The following is a 16,051-nucleotide window of genomic DNA, read 5'->3' on the forward strand; positions in this document are numbered from 1 at the left end:
GTCGATCGATGAATCAACGTACCGCTGGTGTCGCTACCAGTGGCCAGGATGATGCCGCGCTAACCGCAGAACGGTTGCAGCTTGCGCTGGATGCGGGTGCGATCATCGGCACATGGGTGTGGGATATACCCAATGACAGGGTGACGGCCGATGAGCGATTCTCGCATTCGTTTGGTTTGCCGCTGGCCAGATGCCTGACAGGTATGCCTCTGGCGGAAGCATTTGCCTCCATCTATCCCGATGACCGTGAACGCGTCGCGCAAGCCATCCAGGCGGCCATGGCCCTGGGCGGTCCGTTTCGCTGTGAATACCGGGTCCGCCAGGACGATGGCTGCTATCGCTGGGTTGAAGCCAACGGTCGGGTCGAGCTCGATGAGCAGGGCGTTGCGGTGCGCTTTCCTGGCGTGCTGATGAACATCGAGTCGCGTCGCAAGGCGCAGGCCGAACGCGACCGTATGTCCACGTTGCTGCGTACCTTCACTGCCGCGGTCCCCGGCGTTGTATATGCCAAGGACCTGGAAGGGCGCATGCTGGTGGCCAACCATGGCGCCACGCAGCTGATCGGCAAGCCGCCTGAGTTTTACCTGGGCAAGACCGACCTTGAGTTCCTAGAGGATAAGGAACAGGCCAGGCAGGTGATGGAAACCGATCAGCGTGTGATGGCCGGCGGGACGGCCGTCCAGGTCGAAGAGCGGGTGGACATGCCAGACGGCTCGGCCACGTATTGGCTATCGGTCAAGGCGCCGCTGCTCAGTGACGAAGGGGAGGCGATCGGCCTGGTTGGCTCTTCGATCGACGTCACCGCCCGCCGGCAGGCAGAAGAGCAACTACTTGAGCTTAACCGGACACTTGAGGCGCGTATCGCCCAGGCGGTAGCTGAACGGGAAGAGGCTGAAGCCGCCTTGCGCCAGGCACAGAAAATGGAAGCAGTAGGGCAGTTGACTGGGGGCATTGCCCATGACTTCAACAACTTGTTGGCGGGCATCTCGGGCAGTCTTGATCTGATCAGGTCTCGCTTGGCACAGGGTCGTCTTGAGGATGTGGAACGTTACATGACCGTGGCCTACGGGGCTACTCGCAAGGCCGCCGCGTTGACGCACCGACTTTTGGCGTTTGCAAGGCGCCAAACCCTGGTGCCCGTGCAGACCGATGTCCATGCGCTGATTGATGGCATGGCTGAGCTCGTGCGCCGTACGGTAGGCCCCTGCGTGAAGCTGGAGGTCCAGTTGTCCGCTTCGTTGCACACCTGCCTGGTCGATCCCGCCCAGCTCGAGAATGCATTGCTGAACCTCTGCATCAACGCGCGCGATGCCATGGACGGGAATGGCCGGATTTGCATTCAGACCGCAGACCAACGCATCGACGGTGATGCGGACCCGGAGATCGCTTCGGGCGATTACCTGAGCATATGCGTCACGGATGAGGGCATTGGTATGGACGCCGCGACCCTCTCTAGGGCGTTCGAGCCATTCTTCACCACCAAGCCGCTGGGTGCGGGGACAGGCTTGGGCCTCTCGATGGTGTACGGTTTCGCCCGCCAGACCGGCGGGCATGTGCATATCGATTCGGCACCAGGGCAAGGAACTCGGGTGTTTATGCAACTACCCAGTCACGGTGGGCCTGCCCGAGTGGTCAGCGACAGCGTGGCCCCTGTGGTGAGTCATCGGGCGCGGCCGGGTGAAACTGTATTGCTGGTGGACGATGAAGCGTCAGTTCGCCTGTATGTCAATGAAACGCTCAGTGGTATGGGCTACGTCGTCATCGAAGCAGCCGACAGCCTGGCAGGCTTGCAATTGCTGCGCTCGGACACTCGAATCGACCTGTTGATCACCGATGTCGGGCTGCCTGGCGGGCTGGACGGCAGGAAGATGGTGGACGTTGCCAGGGGAACACGGCCGCGGCTACCGGTGTTGTTCATCACGGGATACGCACCGCCCGCGCCTGGGCAGCAGAGCTGGCCTGCCCACGGCGGCATGGTGCTGAGCAAGCCGTTTGATCAACAGACGCTGGTCAAGGCCCTGATCACCCTGATGCACCCTTGAGGTCTGGCCTGGCCCGCTGGGCAGTGGGCCAGGCCCTGACAAGGCTCGGTGCCGCTTAGATCGCTATCTCAGGCGCCAACGTACCCGCTGCCGCCCCAGGTACCAGAATCACCTTGCGGCAATCATCCTTTTTCTGATCGAACATCTTGTAGCCCATTGCCGCTTCCTCAAGCGCCAACCGGTGCGTCACGATCAGTTCAGGTTGCAGCCGGCCAGCCTCGATGTGCTCAAGCAGTTCTGGCAAGAACTTCTGCACATGGGTCTGGCCCATCTTGAACGTCAGGCCCTTGTCGAACGCGTCCCCGAAAAGGAAGCCGTGGATGAACCCGGCATACACCCCAGGGACGCTGACCACCCCGCCGCGCCGCACGGCAGCAATGCATTGACGCAACGCCTTGCCACTGCTGCCTTCGATCTTGAGGGCTGTCATGACGGTTTCGGTGGTGCTGCCCTTGGCCTCGAAGCCCACTGCATCAATGACGGCATCAACGCCGCGCATGCCTGGGGTCAGCCGAATGATGCTGTCGGCAGGGTCATCGTCCTGCTCGAAATTGATTGGCACTACCCCATAGGTGTCACGGGCAAACGTCAGGCGGTAGTCGTTGTCATCGACCAGGAAAATTTTTTGAGCGCCCAGCATGCGGGCGCAGGCCGCACTCAACAGGCCCACGGGGCCCGCACCGTAGATAGCTACTGTCGACCCCTGGCCCACTTGCGCGTTGGTCACCGCCTGCCAGGCGGTGGGCAGAATATCCGACAAGAACAGCACCTTGTCGTCGGACAGCGAGGTCGGCACCTTGAAGGGGCCTACATTGGCCTTGGGTACCCGTACATAGTCCGCCTGGCCACCCGGGATGCCACCATACAAATGGCTGTAGCCGAACAACGCTGCACCGGGTGGAATGACTTTCTTGTTGATGATGGCGCCGCGGCCGGTATTGGTCGTCTCGCAGGCGGCAAACAAGTCGTGCTGGCAGAAGAAGCAGCCGCCGCAGGCGATCACGAACGGAATCACCACGCGGTCGCCAACTTGCACATTGGTCACCGCGCGGCCGACGTCCTCGACGACCCCCATGAACTCGTGGCCAAAAATGTCGCCGTGTTCGGTTTGTGGGATCTTGCCGTGATACAGATGCAGGTCAGACCCGCAGATAGCGGTAGCCGTGACTCTCAGAATGATGTCGTCAGCCTCTTGCAGGATGGGGTCCGGCACCGTGTCGACCCTTACATCCTGTGCACCGTGGTACGTCAATGCTCTCATGGTTCAACTCCTGCGAAGGCGGGTGTGCTATGCAGGTGAAACCACAAGGTAAGCAAAAGTTCAGGTCGAAAGCTTGACCGGTGTATGCCGGACCGTCCTTGTTCAGGCTGCCAGTAACGGCAGGCGTATCGTGAAGGTGGTACCAAGTGCGGCGTCCGAATCGACGGTGATATCGCCACCATGGGCCAGGGTGATCTCGCTCACGATAAATAACCCCAACCCGACAGAGCGTACCGAGTCGGCATGGTCCGTGCCCCGGGTCATGGGCGCAAACAGGGACGTAAGCAAGGTGTCGGGAATGCAAGGGCCATGGTTGTGTACGCTGACCACGGCGCCATGCTCATGAAGGTCAGTGGTAATGGTGACCGGGTGAGCGAGGTCACCATAGGCCACGCTGTTGGCCACCAGATTGCCAATCATCTGCTGCACGCGATCCGGGTCCAGTGCAAGTTGCCCTTTGCCTTTGCAAAGGTGACGAATGCGCGCCTGGGCGAAGGCGACTCTCAATTCGTTTACGCTCTGATCGACCGTTGAACACAGGTCTATCGGTTGGCGGCGGATGGTAATGCCTTGGCCAATTCTGACCGAGGCAAAGTCGAGCAGGTCAGCGATCATGCGCCTGGCGCGTTCCGAGGAATGGCTGATACTGCCCAGCAGGCGTCTTTCCTTGTCCCTGTGCTCGCCGCGTTCGAGCAACTGCGTAGCCATCTTGATCGCGGTTAGCGGGTTTTTCAGGTCATGGCTGGCGATGGCGACCATCTGCTCGGCAAAGGCTGCACGTCGTTGGGCGCTCTGGTAGGCGTCGGCCAGTTCAGCCTTGGCCTGCTGCAATGCAGCTTCGGCCTCAGTGGTCTGCGCCAGCAATTGCTCGGCTCGGCGCCGGGCGGTAAGTAATTCACGCTCGTAGCGATCACGCTCGATGGTGCCGAACAACGCCAGTTCGTGGAACACGCCGTGGGCATATTGACGGCGCACGCCATTGAGCAACATGGTGATGACGTGACCGGCGCGGTGCCGGACCTCGAGCTTCACCTCGGCCACCGAACCCTGCATTCTCATCAGTGGCGCCCAATGGGTCTGATGGAAGATGCGTCCGCCCATGGTCAACAGCTCCTGAAACCTGCACTGCGCCAGGTCCTCGGGCGCGTAGCCCAACCATTTGCAGAAGGTCTGGTTGACCTTCACGATCATTCCGGTCTCAGTGGTGACTACCAGACCGCAGGGTGCCCCTTCGAACAACACGTCGACAGGCGGTGTCTCGCCTGCCCCCGTCATGGCCCCGGTGCCCAGGGTTGCAGGAAAGCATCCATGGCCTGGGAACAGGCTGTAGGGGCACTCATGTGCGGGCAATGGCCGATGTTGTCGATCAGGCACAGCGTGCTGTTGGGTAGCACTGCATTGAGGTACTGGCCCACGGAAACCGGGGCGATAAGATCGTCGATGGATTGGAGAATCAGTACAGGTGTAGGCAAGCCTTGCACATCCAGCCGGTTGTCAGACAGGAACGTGACACGTGCGAACTGCCGCGCGATGTCTGGATTGGTGCGGCAGAAGCTGTTGGTCAGCTCCTCGCTCAGCATGGGCTGGCCGGGCGCCCCCATGATCACCGGCGCCATGGTGCTCGACCAGCCCAGGTAATTGCTGTCCAGGGTTTCAAGCAGTTCGTGGATATCCTGATGCGTGAAACCGCCAATGTAATCACCATCGTCGATATAGTACGGGGAAGGACCCACCATCACATGGGCCGCAATGCGACCCGGTTGCTGCCTGTCCGCCAGTGCGCCAATCATGGCGCTGACCGAGTGGCCGACCAGAATCACGGTGCCTTGGCCATATTCGGTGATTATCTCGTTCAGATCCGTCGCATAACCTGCCAAGGAGTCATAGCGAACGCGATCATAGGCAGTCAGGTCCGACTGCCCGGCGCCGACCAGATCGTAGGTCACGGTGCGAAAGCGCGCTTGAAAATGCGGTAAAAGGTACTTCCACATCGATTGATCGCAGCCAAAACCGTGGGAGAAGATCAACGTGACAGGGCCTGCGCCCGCAATGCGCACGTTGTTACGCTTAGATAAGGTCATGGCTTTCCAAGAGGCTGTGCAGCATCCGTGGCAGGGTGGGTAGGGCATGCTTGGCCATCGTCGGCAGTTCACGCTACCGCTTAACAGCAAGCGTAGGCTCTAGATGACGAATCGACATTGGCCATTGAACAATAGTTTCGTAAGCAGCCCCTGTTGGTGGAGCAATTTGCCGCTTGGCGTTGTCAAGAAGTGACCAGTTGCACCATTGCCCAACCAGGAGAGTCACGTGACGGACAAGAAGGCCCGCGTCAGCAATCAGGCGACCGGAGACATATCCAACCTGCCGCACGACATGTTTTTTGCTGCCGTGCAAACGACGCGCATGCCCATGATCGTGACCGATCCCGGCCGCGACGACAATCCTATCATCTTTGCCAACCGTGCGTTTCTGGAAATGACCGGCTATGACGCCGGTGAAATCATGGGGCGAAATTGCCGCTTCCTGCAGGGCCCGGAAACCGAGCGGACAGTGGTCGACGCCATCCGTGAGGCGATCGAGAAGCGCGTGGACATCGCCACTGAAGTGCTCAATTACCGCAAGGACGGCTCCAGTTTCTGGAATGCGCTGTTCATCTCGCCGATTTTCAACGAGCGTGGCGACCTGATCTACTTCTTCGCCTCGCAGCTGGACGTCAGCCGTCGTCGCGATGCCGAGGATGCGCTGCGTCAGGCGCAGAAGATGGAAGCCCTGGGTCAGTTGACGGGCGGCATTGCCCACGACTTCAACAACCTGCTGCAAGTGATGGGCGGTTACATGGGGCTGGTGGCCAGCGAGACCGACAAGGCGCAGCCTGACCTGAGTCGCATTCGCCGAAGCGTCGGGCACGCGCAAACGGCGGTCGATCGTGCCAGCACCCTCACCAAGCAGTTGCTGGCCTTTGCTCGCAAGCAGAAATTGCACGGCCGGGTGCTCAACCTCAATCATCTGCTCGATGACGTGGTCCCTATCATCGAGCGCACCTTCGGTGCCGAGGTGACGGTCGAATACGACTTGGAAGAGCACTTGCGCAACTGTCGCATCGACCCGACCCAGGCCGAAGTGGCGCTGTTGAACATCTTCATGAACGCCCGGGACGCCCTGATCGGCCGCAAACGACCCCATGTATTCATCGAAACGCGGAACGTGCATGTAAGCGACATCAATCTGTCCTTCGATGGCCTGTTGCCAGGCAGTTACGTGAGCATCTCCATTACCGACAATGGCATCGGCATGCCTGCCAGCATTCGAGACCGTGTCATGGACCCTTTCTTCACCACTAAGGAGGAGGGAAAGGGTTCAGGGCTAGGGCTGTCCATGGTGTACGGGTTCGCGCGTCAGTCCGGTGGTGCTGCCCGGATCTACACCGAAGAGGGCGAAGGCACCACGCTGCGCTTGTATTTCCCGGTGGACGAAGCCAGCCCGATTCAGGAAAAGCCCGTGAAGCTGGTTGAACGCAGTTCCGGCACCGAGAGGATTCTCATTGTCGAAGACCGCCCTGATGTCGCCGAGCTGGCCAAAATGGTGCTGGAAAACTATGGCTATGACGCCGACATGGTGCTCAACGCACGCGAAGCGCTAAAACTCATCGAAGCAGGTGAGCGCTATGACTTGTTGTTCACCGACCTGATCATGCCCGGGGGCATGAATGGGGTGATGCTGGCGCGCGAGGTGCGTCGTTTGCAGCCGCAGATCAAGGTGCTGCTCACGACCGGCTACGCGGAAAACTCGATTGAACGCACCGACATCGGCGGCTCTGAATTCGATGTGATTTCCAAGCCCTGCCAGCCCCATGATCTGGCACGCCGTGTGCGGCAGGTACTCGATGGGCATACGGGTATTGTGTGAGGTCGGCTCGCTAGAGCCCCGATCAAAGTGAACCATTGGTTGCTCCCTGGGCTCGATTGAAAAAGCGAGCACAGGGAAACTGGCATGACGGCATTCATTGAGCAGCCTACCAATGACCTGATGCACCTGGAGGCAATCAACCGTTGGTTCTCGACCTTCGATGATCACGCGTTACGCAACGCCTGCCCCAGTGCCTACCGCGAGGAATTGCTAAGCCAAGCAGACGAGATGAGACGTCTCCAACTGATCGCTTGGCAGCAGTGGCGGGATCTTCGACAACTGGTTGACAGGTCATTGCAGCGAGCATCAAAAGGCTTCGGTCATTCAACAAATGGATGATTCGGTTCGCATGCAACATTCGCCCACTGCTTAAACAAGTATTTTTCGCACATGCCCTGCTAGAACATTCAGTCGCTCAAGCGCTTTGACCTGATAATTTTGTCAGTCGTGTAATTCAAGGCAACTTGCTAACGTCTAGCTCTGAGTTCTGAATGCAAGGGTTGGGCGCAAAATGCGAATCTACTGTAGTGTCGGGGCATGTTTGCTTTGCGCGTTCAGCGCAGGCGCGCAGGCGGATTTTAACTTTGTTCACCCTGGAATACTGACGTCCGAGGTGCAGTTGCGGTATGTGCGTGACCACAAGCATCTCGAGCCTTGGGCGACATCCATGCACGCTGCTTTGGCGTCACCGTTGGCTGACAGAAATTATCGGGCTAGGCCTTGGAGCATTGTTCACTGCGGTGCGTATTCTGTACCGGATTACGGGTGCTCGGACGAAATCCGGGATGCTCAGGCTGCCTACTTGCAAGCGCTGTTGTGGCGTTATACAGGGGACCCTGCATATGCCGAAAATGTACGGGAAATCTTCAAAGCCTGGACTGAAACGTTAGAGCAGCATACGGGCAATAACAGGCGCCTGCAAGCCTCATGGGCCGCTCAATTGTTTACCCGTGCAGCGGAGATCGTCAAGTATAGCTATGGGGGCTGGCCGCAGGTTGAAAAGGATGCTGTGACGAGAATGTTTAGGGAGCAATACCGACCGTATGCCAGCCAGATGTTTCTGCCTAGTACCGGTAATGACTTCAAAAACAACAGTAACTGGCAGGCCAGTGCTGTAGAAGCCTTGGTTAATATAGCAATCTTCACTAAGGATGAGCAGGGCTTCCATGAAGCACTCAGCAAGTGGAAATCATTGCTGGGCAGTTATATCTATCTGCCGTGGGACGGAGCGCGACCCTTGGACGCAGTGTGGTTTGGACGCTCTTATAACGAAGTCATGCAGAAATGGGGTAACCCCACCCGACTCATTAGCGGCATGCCGATGGAATTTTGTAGAGACTTGCCTCACTCAGGCTATGGTGTCGCAGCACTGATCAATGTTGCGGAGACGGCACGCATTCAAGGGGTTGATCTCTACCAAGAATACGCTACACGGTTGACACAAGGGATGGAAACATTATCCCGCTATAGCCTGGACCTTTACGAGCAGAACAGTGATTATCCACAGATATGCGGTAAACGCGTTGACGGATGGCCTCGGGGCACCCTCTTCATCGGGTACAATCAATACGCCATGCGCCTCGGAATGTCGCTACCCTATACGCTTGAATTTATCGAAAAGCATCCGACGTTTGCTGGCCATGTACATTATCAGTGGGAGCGGTTGACCCATTACGGCGTGCCCTAGTGGGGTGTTTCAAACGTGTCGCTGAAAAGCGTTCGCCTAGCGCCCGCGTTGATGTGCAGAGCAATGGACAGCAAAGTGATTCCATGCCGTTTGGAGTTTTGTGTTCTAGTTGCAGGGTTGTGTAGGACGGGGTGAGCCTGCTGTATGGTGTTCAGGGCTTGAAGCCGGCTCTTCTCATATACGCAACGCATCAACGCACTAGGCGCGTGGGGCGGGGGTAATTTCAGCCTAACGATGGGTGAGGCTTGTCGACAAACAGCGTATCAGTGAAGAGCTAGAAGACCTTTCCAGGTGGGCTTGATTCCAAACGCTTGCCAGTTAAACATGGCGCAGGCTGGAAGAATCGCGTGTCACGACTCATCCGCCGTGTACACCAGTGGCTGCAGTTGCCGGGTTTACTTTGCAGCATTTGACTGCTGCAAAAGCCTTGGAACTTAATCATGCCGCTGGCTGCGCCCGCAGCGACGTTGAACGCGCAAGCTGATCACTGATCACGCCAATGAAATGATCCAGGGTCCAGGGTTTGGGCAGGAACACGGCGCCAGAGGGTAGGGCGTGGCTTGAAGGGTCGTGATAACCACTCATGACCACGATGCGAGTGTCAGGCTGCGACTGGCCGACCTGATAGGCCAACTCCAGGCCGTTGACCGCGCCAGGGGTGCGGACATCGGTCAGGAGCATCGAAAATGCAGAGCGCGAGGTAATTTCCAGACCTTCTTGTGCTGTTTCCACGCTGGTTACCGCTACGCCCAGATCCTCAAGGGCGATGGCGATCAGCTCACGGATGATAGGTTCGTCCTCAACCAGCAGAACGGTTGGACAGCTGGGGAATTCGCACGTTTTCATGGCAATACTCTGGCTCTGCGCACGCTGAATAAAGGGAACATCCGATGTAGGCTTGCAGCCAGAGGTGCAAGCGATAGCTGTGCGCTACCGTTATGACCTCGGGCTGTAGCAAAAAATTCCGTCTCTGAGCAGTTGCCTTTTCACCAGCGCAGAAATAGGGGTCAGGCGCCGGGTTCCTGGGCTACCCGTTTCAGCAATGCCTTGGCAGTTGCCTCTGACGATGCCGGGTTCTGCCCTGTGATCAAATGCCCATCCTCGACCACATGGCTTGCCCAGTCCTCGGCCTTGGCGTAGTTCGCCCCATGGTCACGTAGCATATCTTCCACCAGAAACGGAACGACGTCGGTCAGGCCCACAGCTTGCTCTTCACTGTTAGTAAAGCCCGTGACCTTTTTGCCCTTTACGACAGGGTGACCGTCAGGCGCTTTGACGTTCTTCAGAACACCTGGGGCGTGGCATACCGCTGCGATGGGCTTGTTGGAGGCATAAAAGGCTTGCAACAGCACGATCGAGTCCTGGTTCTCGGCCAGATCCCACAGGGGGCCGTGGCCGCCTGGATAGAACACGGCGTCGAAATCATAGGGGTCGATTTCGCCAAGGGGTACGGTATCGGCCAGGGCAGCCTGGCCCTCGGTGTCTTTGGCGAAGCGTCGGGTGGCCTCGGTCTGGGCATCGTCTTCGTCACTTTTCGGGTCCAGCGGCGGCTGTCCGCCTTTTGGCGAGGCGAGCGTGACGTCGGCTCCGGCATCCACGAATGCGTAATAAGGTGCCGCGAACTCTTCCAGCCAGAAGCCGGTTTTCTTGCCGGTGTCACCCAATTGATCGTGGGACGTCAACACCATCAGGATCTTCTTCATGCAGGTCTGTCCTCCAGCTCGGGATGTGCGGGCTGCTGCCCTGATAAAGGGTGTGAGTGCGGCAAACGGTCAGCGTTCCATGGAGGTGAGCGTCAGGCTTGCCGATGCTACGGTTCAACAGGGCGTAGGTCAGGGCCTGGCGTGGGTAAGGGCTCGCTGCCATGCGGCGGTCACAAAGCTGTAACACAGCTGATGCAAAGTGTGCCGGCCATCACACGGAGCGCTTTCAATGATACGCCTGATGAAGTCTGCTGCACTCGCCGTCGCGGTCTCCCTTTGCGCCACATCGGCTTCGATCGCCGCAGAAAACATTCGCCTGACCGGTTCCGGGGCCAGCTTCCCCGCACCTATCTACCTGACCTGGTTCAAGGACTTCAGCAAGAAATCCGAGGGTGTGACCGTCGACTACCAGTCCAAGGGCAGCGGCGCCGGGGTGCAGGATTTCCTGAACAGGACCGTTGACTTTGCTGCCAGCGACTCGGCCATGAGTGAGGCCGACATGGCCAAGGTCAGTGAGGGCGTGCAACTGCTGCCCATGACCGCCGGCGAGATCGTGCTGGCCTACAACCTGCCAGGCAACCCCAAAGGGCTCAAGCTGCCGCGCGAGGTGTACTCCAACATCTTCCTTGGCAAGATCACGCGCTGGAACGACCCCCAGATCGCAGCCGCCAACCCCGAGCTCAAGCTGCCCGATACCCCCATCACCGTCGTGGTGCGTGCCGACTCCAGCGGCACGACAGCGGTGTTCACCAAGCACCTGTCGGCCATCAATGCCGACTTCAAGCAAGAACTGGGTGAGGGCAATACCGTCAACTGGCCGGCTACTGACAAGTTCATCAAGTCACCGAAAAACGATGGCGTGACCGCCACCGTACGCCAGACCCCAGGCGCCATCGGCTACATCGAGTACGGTTTTGCCAAGCTGGCCAAGGTGGACTTCGCCCAATTGCAGAACAAGGCTGGGCAGTACGTGGTGCCCAATGCCGAAAGCGGCGCCGAGGCCCTGGCCGCCGTGAACATGCCGGAAAACCTGGTAGCCTGGCTGCCTGATCCGGACGGCGCCAAGTCCTACCCCATCACCTCCTACACCTGGATGATCTTCCGCAAGGACAATGGCAACCCCGCCAAGGCCAAGGCCATGCGCGAGATGGTCGAGTACAGTCTCACCGAAGGGCAGAAAATCGCCGACTCGATGGGCTACATCCCGCTGCCCCCCTCGGTGGTCGAGCAAGTGCGCAAAGCCTCCGCCAACATCAAGTGATACCGGCGTCCCCGGCGTGCGCCTGACACGCCGGGGGTGTCAGCACCCTGTCCCGGAACCTGCCAATGAACACACCTTTCGACCTACCGGATAACCCCGACTCCGCCTGCCGGCCGCCGTCTGCCAAGGACGTGCTGGTGGACCGCACCTTCCGTGCGCTGGCCCGCATTGGGGTTGTGCTGGTACTGGCACTGGTCTTCGCACTGGTTTACGAAGTGGGGCGCAAGGCCTTGCCGGGCATCGAGGAGCATGGCTTCGATGTGTTGTTGGGCAGCGTCTGGGACGTCAACCAAGGCAAGTACGGCATTCTTCCGGCCATCTGGGGGACGCTGTACAGCGCATTCATCGCCTTGCTGATCGCCGGTTTCTTCGGCGTCAGCATGGCCATTTTTCTTACCCAGGATTTCCTGCCGGCCAGGCTCGCGGCCGTCTTTCGCACCATTGTCGAGCTGCTGGCCGCTATCCCGAGCGTGGTGTACGGGCTGTGGGGCATCTATGTGGTGATTCCAGCCATACGGCCACTGACCACATGGCTCAACAGCGAGCTGGGCTGGATCCCGTTCTTTGGCACGTCCCTGAGCGGGCCGGGGTTGCTGCCGGCAGCCTTGGTGCTGGCGATCATGATTCTGCCGACCATCGCCGCTGTCTCCCAGGACGCGCTGACCAGTGTGCCGATGAAAACCAAGCAAGCCGCCTACGGCATGGGCACGACGCACTGGGAGGCGATTCTCAAGGTCATGGTGCCCTCGGCCGCGACCGGCATTTTTGGCTCGCTGGTGCTGGGCCTGGGCCGCGCCCTAGGGGAGACCATGGCCCTGGCGATGCTGGTGGGCAACGCCAACACCATCTCCCTGTCACTGTTCGCGCCGGCCAATACCCTGGCAGCGCTGCTGGCATTGAACTTCCCCGAAGCCGGGCCGAATGAGGTGCAAGTGCTGATGTACGCCGCCCTGGTGCTGATGTTCATCACCCTGCTGGTGAACGTATTGGGCTCGATGATCATGCTCTACGCGCAACGAGGTAACCGCTGATGACCGATCTCTCCACCCCAGTGGCCGCGCTGCCAAGCCTGCAGCGCAAGCTCGAAGGACGGGCGCTGCGCAGCGTACTGCTGACCACATTGGCCTGGCTCGCCGCGCTGGTGGCCAGCGTGCCCCTGATTTCGGTGTTGTACATGCTCATCACCCGTGGTGGCGCACGGCTGAATCTGGAAGTGTTCACCGAGCTGCCGCCAACCGGCTTCGAAATGGGGGGCGGCTTCGGCAATGCCATGGCCGGTACCCTGGTCATGGTCGGCATTGCAGCGGCCATCGCTGTGCCGGTGGGCATCCTGGCGGCCGTGTTCCTGGCCGAGCTTGGGCCTGACAGCAAGCTGGCCAACGCCGCACGTTTCGCCGCCAGGATGCTGACCGGCTTGCCGTCCATCCTGGCCGGCGTGTTCGCCTATGCCCTGGTGGTGATGACCACCGGAACCTACTCGGCGCCGGCAGGCGGCGTGGCGTTGGCCGTCCTGATGCTGCCAATCGTGGTCCTGACCGCCGAGGAAGCCATGAAGATGGTGCCCAAGATCATGAAGGACGCCGCCTACGGCATGGGTTGTACCCGGGCCCAGGTGATCTGGAAGATCGTGTTGCCCACCGGCCTGCCAGCCATCCTGACCGGCGTCATGCTGGCCGTGGCCCGGGCGGCCGGCGAAACCGCGCCGCTGCTGTTCACCGCGTTGTTCAGCAACTACTGGATCTACCACGATGGCAGCCTGGCGGTGATGAACCCGACCGCTTCGCTGGCGGTGCTGATCTACAACTTCTCCGGCATGCCGTTCGACAACCAGTTGGAGCTCGCCTGGGCGGCATCGCTGGTTCTGGTAATGATCGTGCTGGTTATCAACATTCTGAGCCGAGTATTCGGCAAGCCCAAGTACTGATAGGGAGCATTCGACGTGAACGTATCCACCGCCCAAAGAGCCGCTCCCCTGGCCAGCGAAACCCCCATCGTCATGGATTGCAAGCTGGACAAGATCTTCTACGGCAACTTCATGGCCGTGCGCGACAGCCACGTGCCGATCCGCAAGAACGAGATCACTGGCTTCATCGGCCCGTCCGGTTGTGGCAAAAGCACCGTGCTGCGCAGCCTCAACCGCATGAACGACCTGGTCAAGGGCTTTCGCTTCGAAGGCCATGTGCACTTTCTGGGGCAGGACGTCTACGGCAAAGGGGTCGATCCAGTCGTGGTGCGTCGCTACATCGGCATGGTGTTCCAGCAGCCCAACCCGTTCTCGATGAGCATTTTCGACAACGTGGCCTTCGGTCTGCGCCTGAACCGCTACAAAGGCGACATCGGCGACCGGGTCAAGCATGCCCTGCAAGGCGCTGCGTTATGGGATGAAGTGAAGGACAAGCTCAAGGTCAGTGGCCTGTCCCTGTCCGGTGGCCAGCAGCAGCGCTTGTGCATTGCCCGGGCCATCGCCACCGAGCCCGAAGTGTTGTTGCTCGATGAACCCTGTTCGGCCCTGGACCCGATCGCGACCCGGCGGGTGGAGGAGCTGATGGTGGAGTTGAAAAAGGATTACACCATTGCGCTGGTGACCCACAACATGCAGCAGGCCATTCGCGTGGCCGACACCACGGCGTTCTTTTCGGTCGACATTTCCCAAGGCACCCGCACGGGCTATCTGGTAGAGATGGGTCCCACTACCCAGATCTTCCAAGACCCTCGTGAACAGCTGACCGCCGACTACATCAGTGGCAAGTTCAGCTGACCCTCGCTTGAGAACGCCCGCGCGCCAGTGCCAGGACGGCCCAGGCCCGCGGCTGCCTTTACTCGAATACCGTACTCAGGGACATCCGATGCCAGCGACACCCCGCCTGGATCTCAATGCCGTCGAGCACGCCCTGCGCCAAGTGCAGGCGCATTTTGCCGAGCTCAGCCGCCACTTCACCGAGCCTCGCGACCCGTTCACGGACGAGGTGCTGTGCAACGTGCTGGAGGGCTACGCGCTGGTCGATCACTATGTGGCGCGCGGCATCGACCTGTTTCACCTGCAGCAGGTGAACCTGATGCTGGAAATCAATGCCACCGTGCTCTGTGGCAGCGACGCCGCCCGTCGCGAGGAGTTCGCCGCGCACCTGGCCGCTACCGAAGCCCATTTTTTCAACAACGTCGAAGGCGGCATCAAGGACTTGTACAACTGGTACTGCGGTTATGGCAGCGATTCGGTATGGAAGCGGGCTGCCGGTGTATACGTGCGCATCCTCAGCAAGCCGCAGCTGTTCATCGAAGGTAATAACCGTACCGGCTCGCTGATCGTCAGCTATCTGCTGATGCGCGCAGGCTTGCCGCCATTCGTGTTGTCGCTCGAGAACGCCGAAGGCTACTTCAATCCTTCGTCAGTCATCCGCAACTCGGCCAAGCATGGCGTCAAGGCGCTGTACGAGCTGCCCAAGATCAAGAAAAAGTACGCCGCGTTCCTGGAAGCCCATGCACCGGCGCCCGACACGTTTTTCCTGCCAACCCCCCTGCGCGAGAGGAGCCTTCGATGAGTCGCGGATCAGCCTGGCAGCGCTGCCGAGCGGTGCTCGACAGCGCTACACGTCAAGCCCAAGTGCGCATCTCGTTCGATATCGACGATACCTTGGCCTGCCTGCCCGAACACGCCGAAGCCGAGCCGAATCGGCTGCCGAGCTTCATCCACCGCTGGCTGGGCGAGCCCCTGCGCAGCGGTACCCGCGAACTGATCAGCGACCTGCGCCGCCAGGGTTGCAGCGTGTGGATCTACACATCCTCCGGACGCACGCCGGCCTATATCCGCCGCTGGTTGCTGCTGTACGGTATCCGTGTCGATGGCGTGGTCAACAGCGACCGCCACCAGCATATGCTGGGCCAGCGGGGGCTGGTCAATTCCCCGTCCAAGCTGCCTTCGGCGTTCGACATCGACCTGCATGTGGACGACTCCGACGGTGTACGGCTCGAGGGGCTCGAACATGGTTTTCGCGTGGTAGTGGTGTGCCCCCAGGACGACCAATGGACGCAGAAGGTCAAGCAAGCGGCTACCGATGTTCAGGCCATGCTGGCTTGGCAGCAACCTCATCGCTTTAGCACAGCACGTGCGCAGCGCGGATCGATGCTCGCTTCCTGACCCGCCAGAGGCCAGGCAGGCCACAGCTGGTAGGCGTTCCCATTCATACGCTTGGC

At 59.7% G+C, this 16,051-nt stretch carries 15 protein-coding genes; 10 read left to right on the forward strand and 5 right to left on the reverse strand.

Features of this window, described 5'->3' with window-relative positions; genetic code table 11:
• Positions 1–8: 8 nt before the first annotated feature.
• Positions 9–2,042, forward strand: coding sequence for a PAS domain-containing sensor histidine kinase (locus tag ACF8GB_RS14565; RefSeq protein ID WP_196186189.1), 2,034 nt, complete (start codon positions 9–11; stop codon positions 2,040–2,042).
• A gap of 55 nt (positions 2,043–2,097) precedes the next feature.
• Here the strand turns inward: ACF8GB_RS14565 and ACF8GB_RS14570 are convergent, their stop codons facing one another.
• The 3 genes from ACF8GB_RS14570 to ACF8GB_RS14580 all read right to left on the reverse strand — a co-directional run bounded on the left by ACF8GB_RS14570 (position 2,098) and on the right by ACF8GB_RS14580 (position 5,384).
• Positions 2,098–3,303, reverse strand: a complete 1,206-nt coding sequence (locus ACF8GB_RS14570; RefSeq protein WP_196186188.1) for a zinc-dependent alcohol dehydrogenase — start codon at positions 3,301–3,303, stop codon at positions 2,098–2,100.
• A gap of 102 nt (positions 3,304–3,405) precedes the next feature.
• A complete protein-coding gene (locus ACF8GB_RS14575) occupies positions 3,406–4,578 on the reverse strand; it encodes a PAS domain-containing sensor histidine kinase (protein ID WP_326383918.1) in 1,173 nt (390 codons plus the stop codon).
• On the reverse strand, positions 4,575–5,384 hold the full coding sequence (locus ACF8GB_RS14580) for an alpha/beta hydrolase (RefSeq protein ID WP_326383919.1): 810 nt from the start codon (positions 5,382–5,384) through the stop codon (positions 4,575–4,577). Before ACF8GB_RS14580 ends, ACF8GB_RS14575 begins: the two co-directional genes overlap by 4 nt.
• Positions 5,385–5,610: 226 nt before the next feature.
• Between ACF8GB_RS14580 and ACF8GB_RS14585 the strand changes: the two genes are divergently transcribed.
• The 3 genes from ACF8GB_RS14585 (at position 5,611) to ACF8GB_RS14595 (ending at position 8,896) form a co-directional block, all read left to right on the forward strand.
• A complete protein-coding gene (locus tag ACF8GB_RS14585; RefSeq protein WP_392474992.1) occupies positions 5,611–7,209 on the forward strand; it encodes a histidine kinase famiy protein in 1,599 nt (532 codons plus the stop codon).
• A gap of 84 nt (positions 7,210–7,293) precedes the next feature.
• Complete coding sequence (locus tag ACF8GB_RS14590) at positions 7,294–7,548, forward strand: hypothetical protein (RefSeq protein WP_058637266.1); 255 nt, start codon at positions 7,294–7,296, stop codon at positions 7,546–7,548.
• 328 nt (positions 7,549–7,876) lie between these two features.
• Positions 7,877–8,896: an alginate lyase family protein gene (locus ACF8GB_RS14595; RefSeq protein ID WP_256675164.1), complete on the forward strand. Its 1,020-nt coding sequence runs from the start codon at positions 7,877–7,879 to the stop codon at positions 8,894–8,896.
• Between the two features lie 438 nt (positions 8,897–9,334).
• Here the strand turns inward: ACF8GB_RS14595 and ACF8GB_RS14600 are convergent, their stop codons facing one another.
• Both ACF8GB_RS14600 and ACF8GB_RS14605 read right to left on the reverse strand, forming a co-directional pair.
• On the reverse strand, positions 9,335–9,742 hold the full coding sequence (locus ACF8GB_RS14600) for a response regulator (RefSeq protein WP_058637264.1): 408 nt from the start codon (positions 9,740–9,742) through the stop codon (positions 9,335–9,337).
• 161 nt (positions 9,743–9,903) lie between these two features.
• Complete coding sequence (locus ACF8GB_RS14605) at positions 9,904–10,599, reverse strand: type 1 glutamine amidotransferase domain-containing protein (RefSeq protein WP_058637263.1); 696 nt, start codon at positions 10,597–10,599, stop codon at positions 9,904–9,906.
• Between the two features lie 229 nt (positions 10,600–10,828).
• On the opposite strand from ACF8GB_RS14605, the gene pstS reads away from it, so the two are divergent.
• The 6 genes from pstS (at position 10,829) to ACF8GB_RS14635 (ending at position 15,995) form a co-directional block, all read left to right on the forward strand.
• Entirely contained in the window at positions 10,829–11,860 is a 1,032-nt protein-coding gene (gene pstS, locus ACF8GB_RS14610) for a phosphate ABC transporter substrate-binding protein PstS (RefSeq protein WP_058637261.1), read from the forward strand.
• 65 nt (positions 11,861–11,925) lie between these two features.
• A complete protein-coding gene (gene pstC / locus ACF8GB_RS14615) occupies positions 11,926–12,891 on the forward strand; it encodes a phosphate ABC transporter permease subunit PstC (protein ID WP_197844651.1) in 966 nt (321 codons plus the stop codon).
• Positions 12,891–13,784: a phosphate ABC transporter permease PstA gene (pstA, locus tag ACF8GB_RS14620; RefSeq protein ID WP_058605232.1), complete on the forward strand. Its 894-nt coding sequence runs from the start codon at positions 12,891–12,893 to the stop codon at positions 13,782–13,784. The genes pstC and pstA overlap by 1 nt, the downstream gene beginning before the upstream one ends.
• Before the next feature lie 72 nt (positions 13,785–13,856).
• Positions 13,857–14,618 carry a phosphate ABC transporter ATP-binding protein PstB gene (gene pstB / locus ACF8GB_RS14625; RefSeq protein ID WP_042139286.1) on the forward strand — a complete coding sequence of 254 codons (762 nt, stop codon included), beginning with the start codon at positions 13,857–13,859 and terminating at the stop codon, positions 14,616–14,618.
• 88 nt (positions 14,619–14,706) lie between these two features.
• A complete protein-coding gene (locus ACF8GB_RS14630) occupies positions 14,707–15,399 on the forward strand; it encodes a hypothetical protein (protein WP_058637260.1) in 693 nt (230 codons plus the stop codon).
• Positions 15,396–15,995 (forward strand): hypothetical protein, encoded by a 600-nt coding sequence (locus ACF8GB_RS14635; protein WP_058637259.1) that lies wholly within the window; start codon positions 15,396–15,398, stop codon positions 15,993–15,995. Before ACF8GB_RS14630 ends, ACF8GB_RS14635 begins: the two co-directional genes overlap by 4 nt.
• Positions 15,996–16,051 lie beyond the last annotated feature (56 nt).

Source organism: Pseudomonas sp. xss_4, assembly GCF_043104125.1.
Classification (GTDB): domain Bacteria; phylum Pseudomonadota; class Gammaproteobacteria; order Pseudomonadales; family Pseudomonadaceae; genus Aquipseudomonas; species Aquipseudomonas parafulva_B.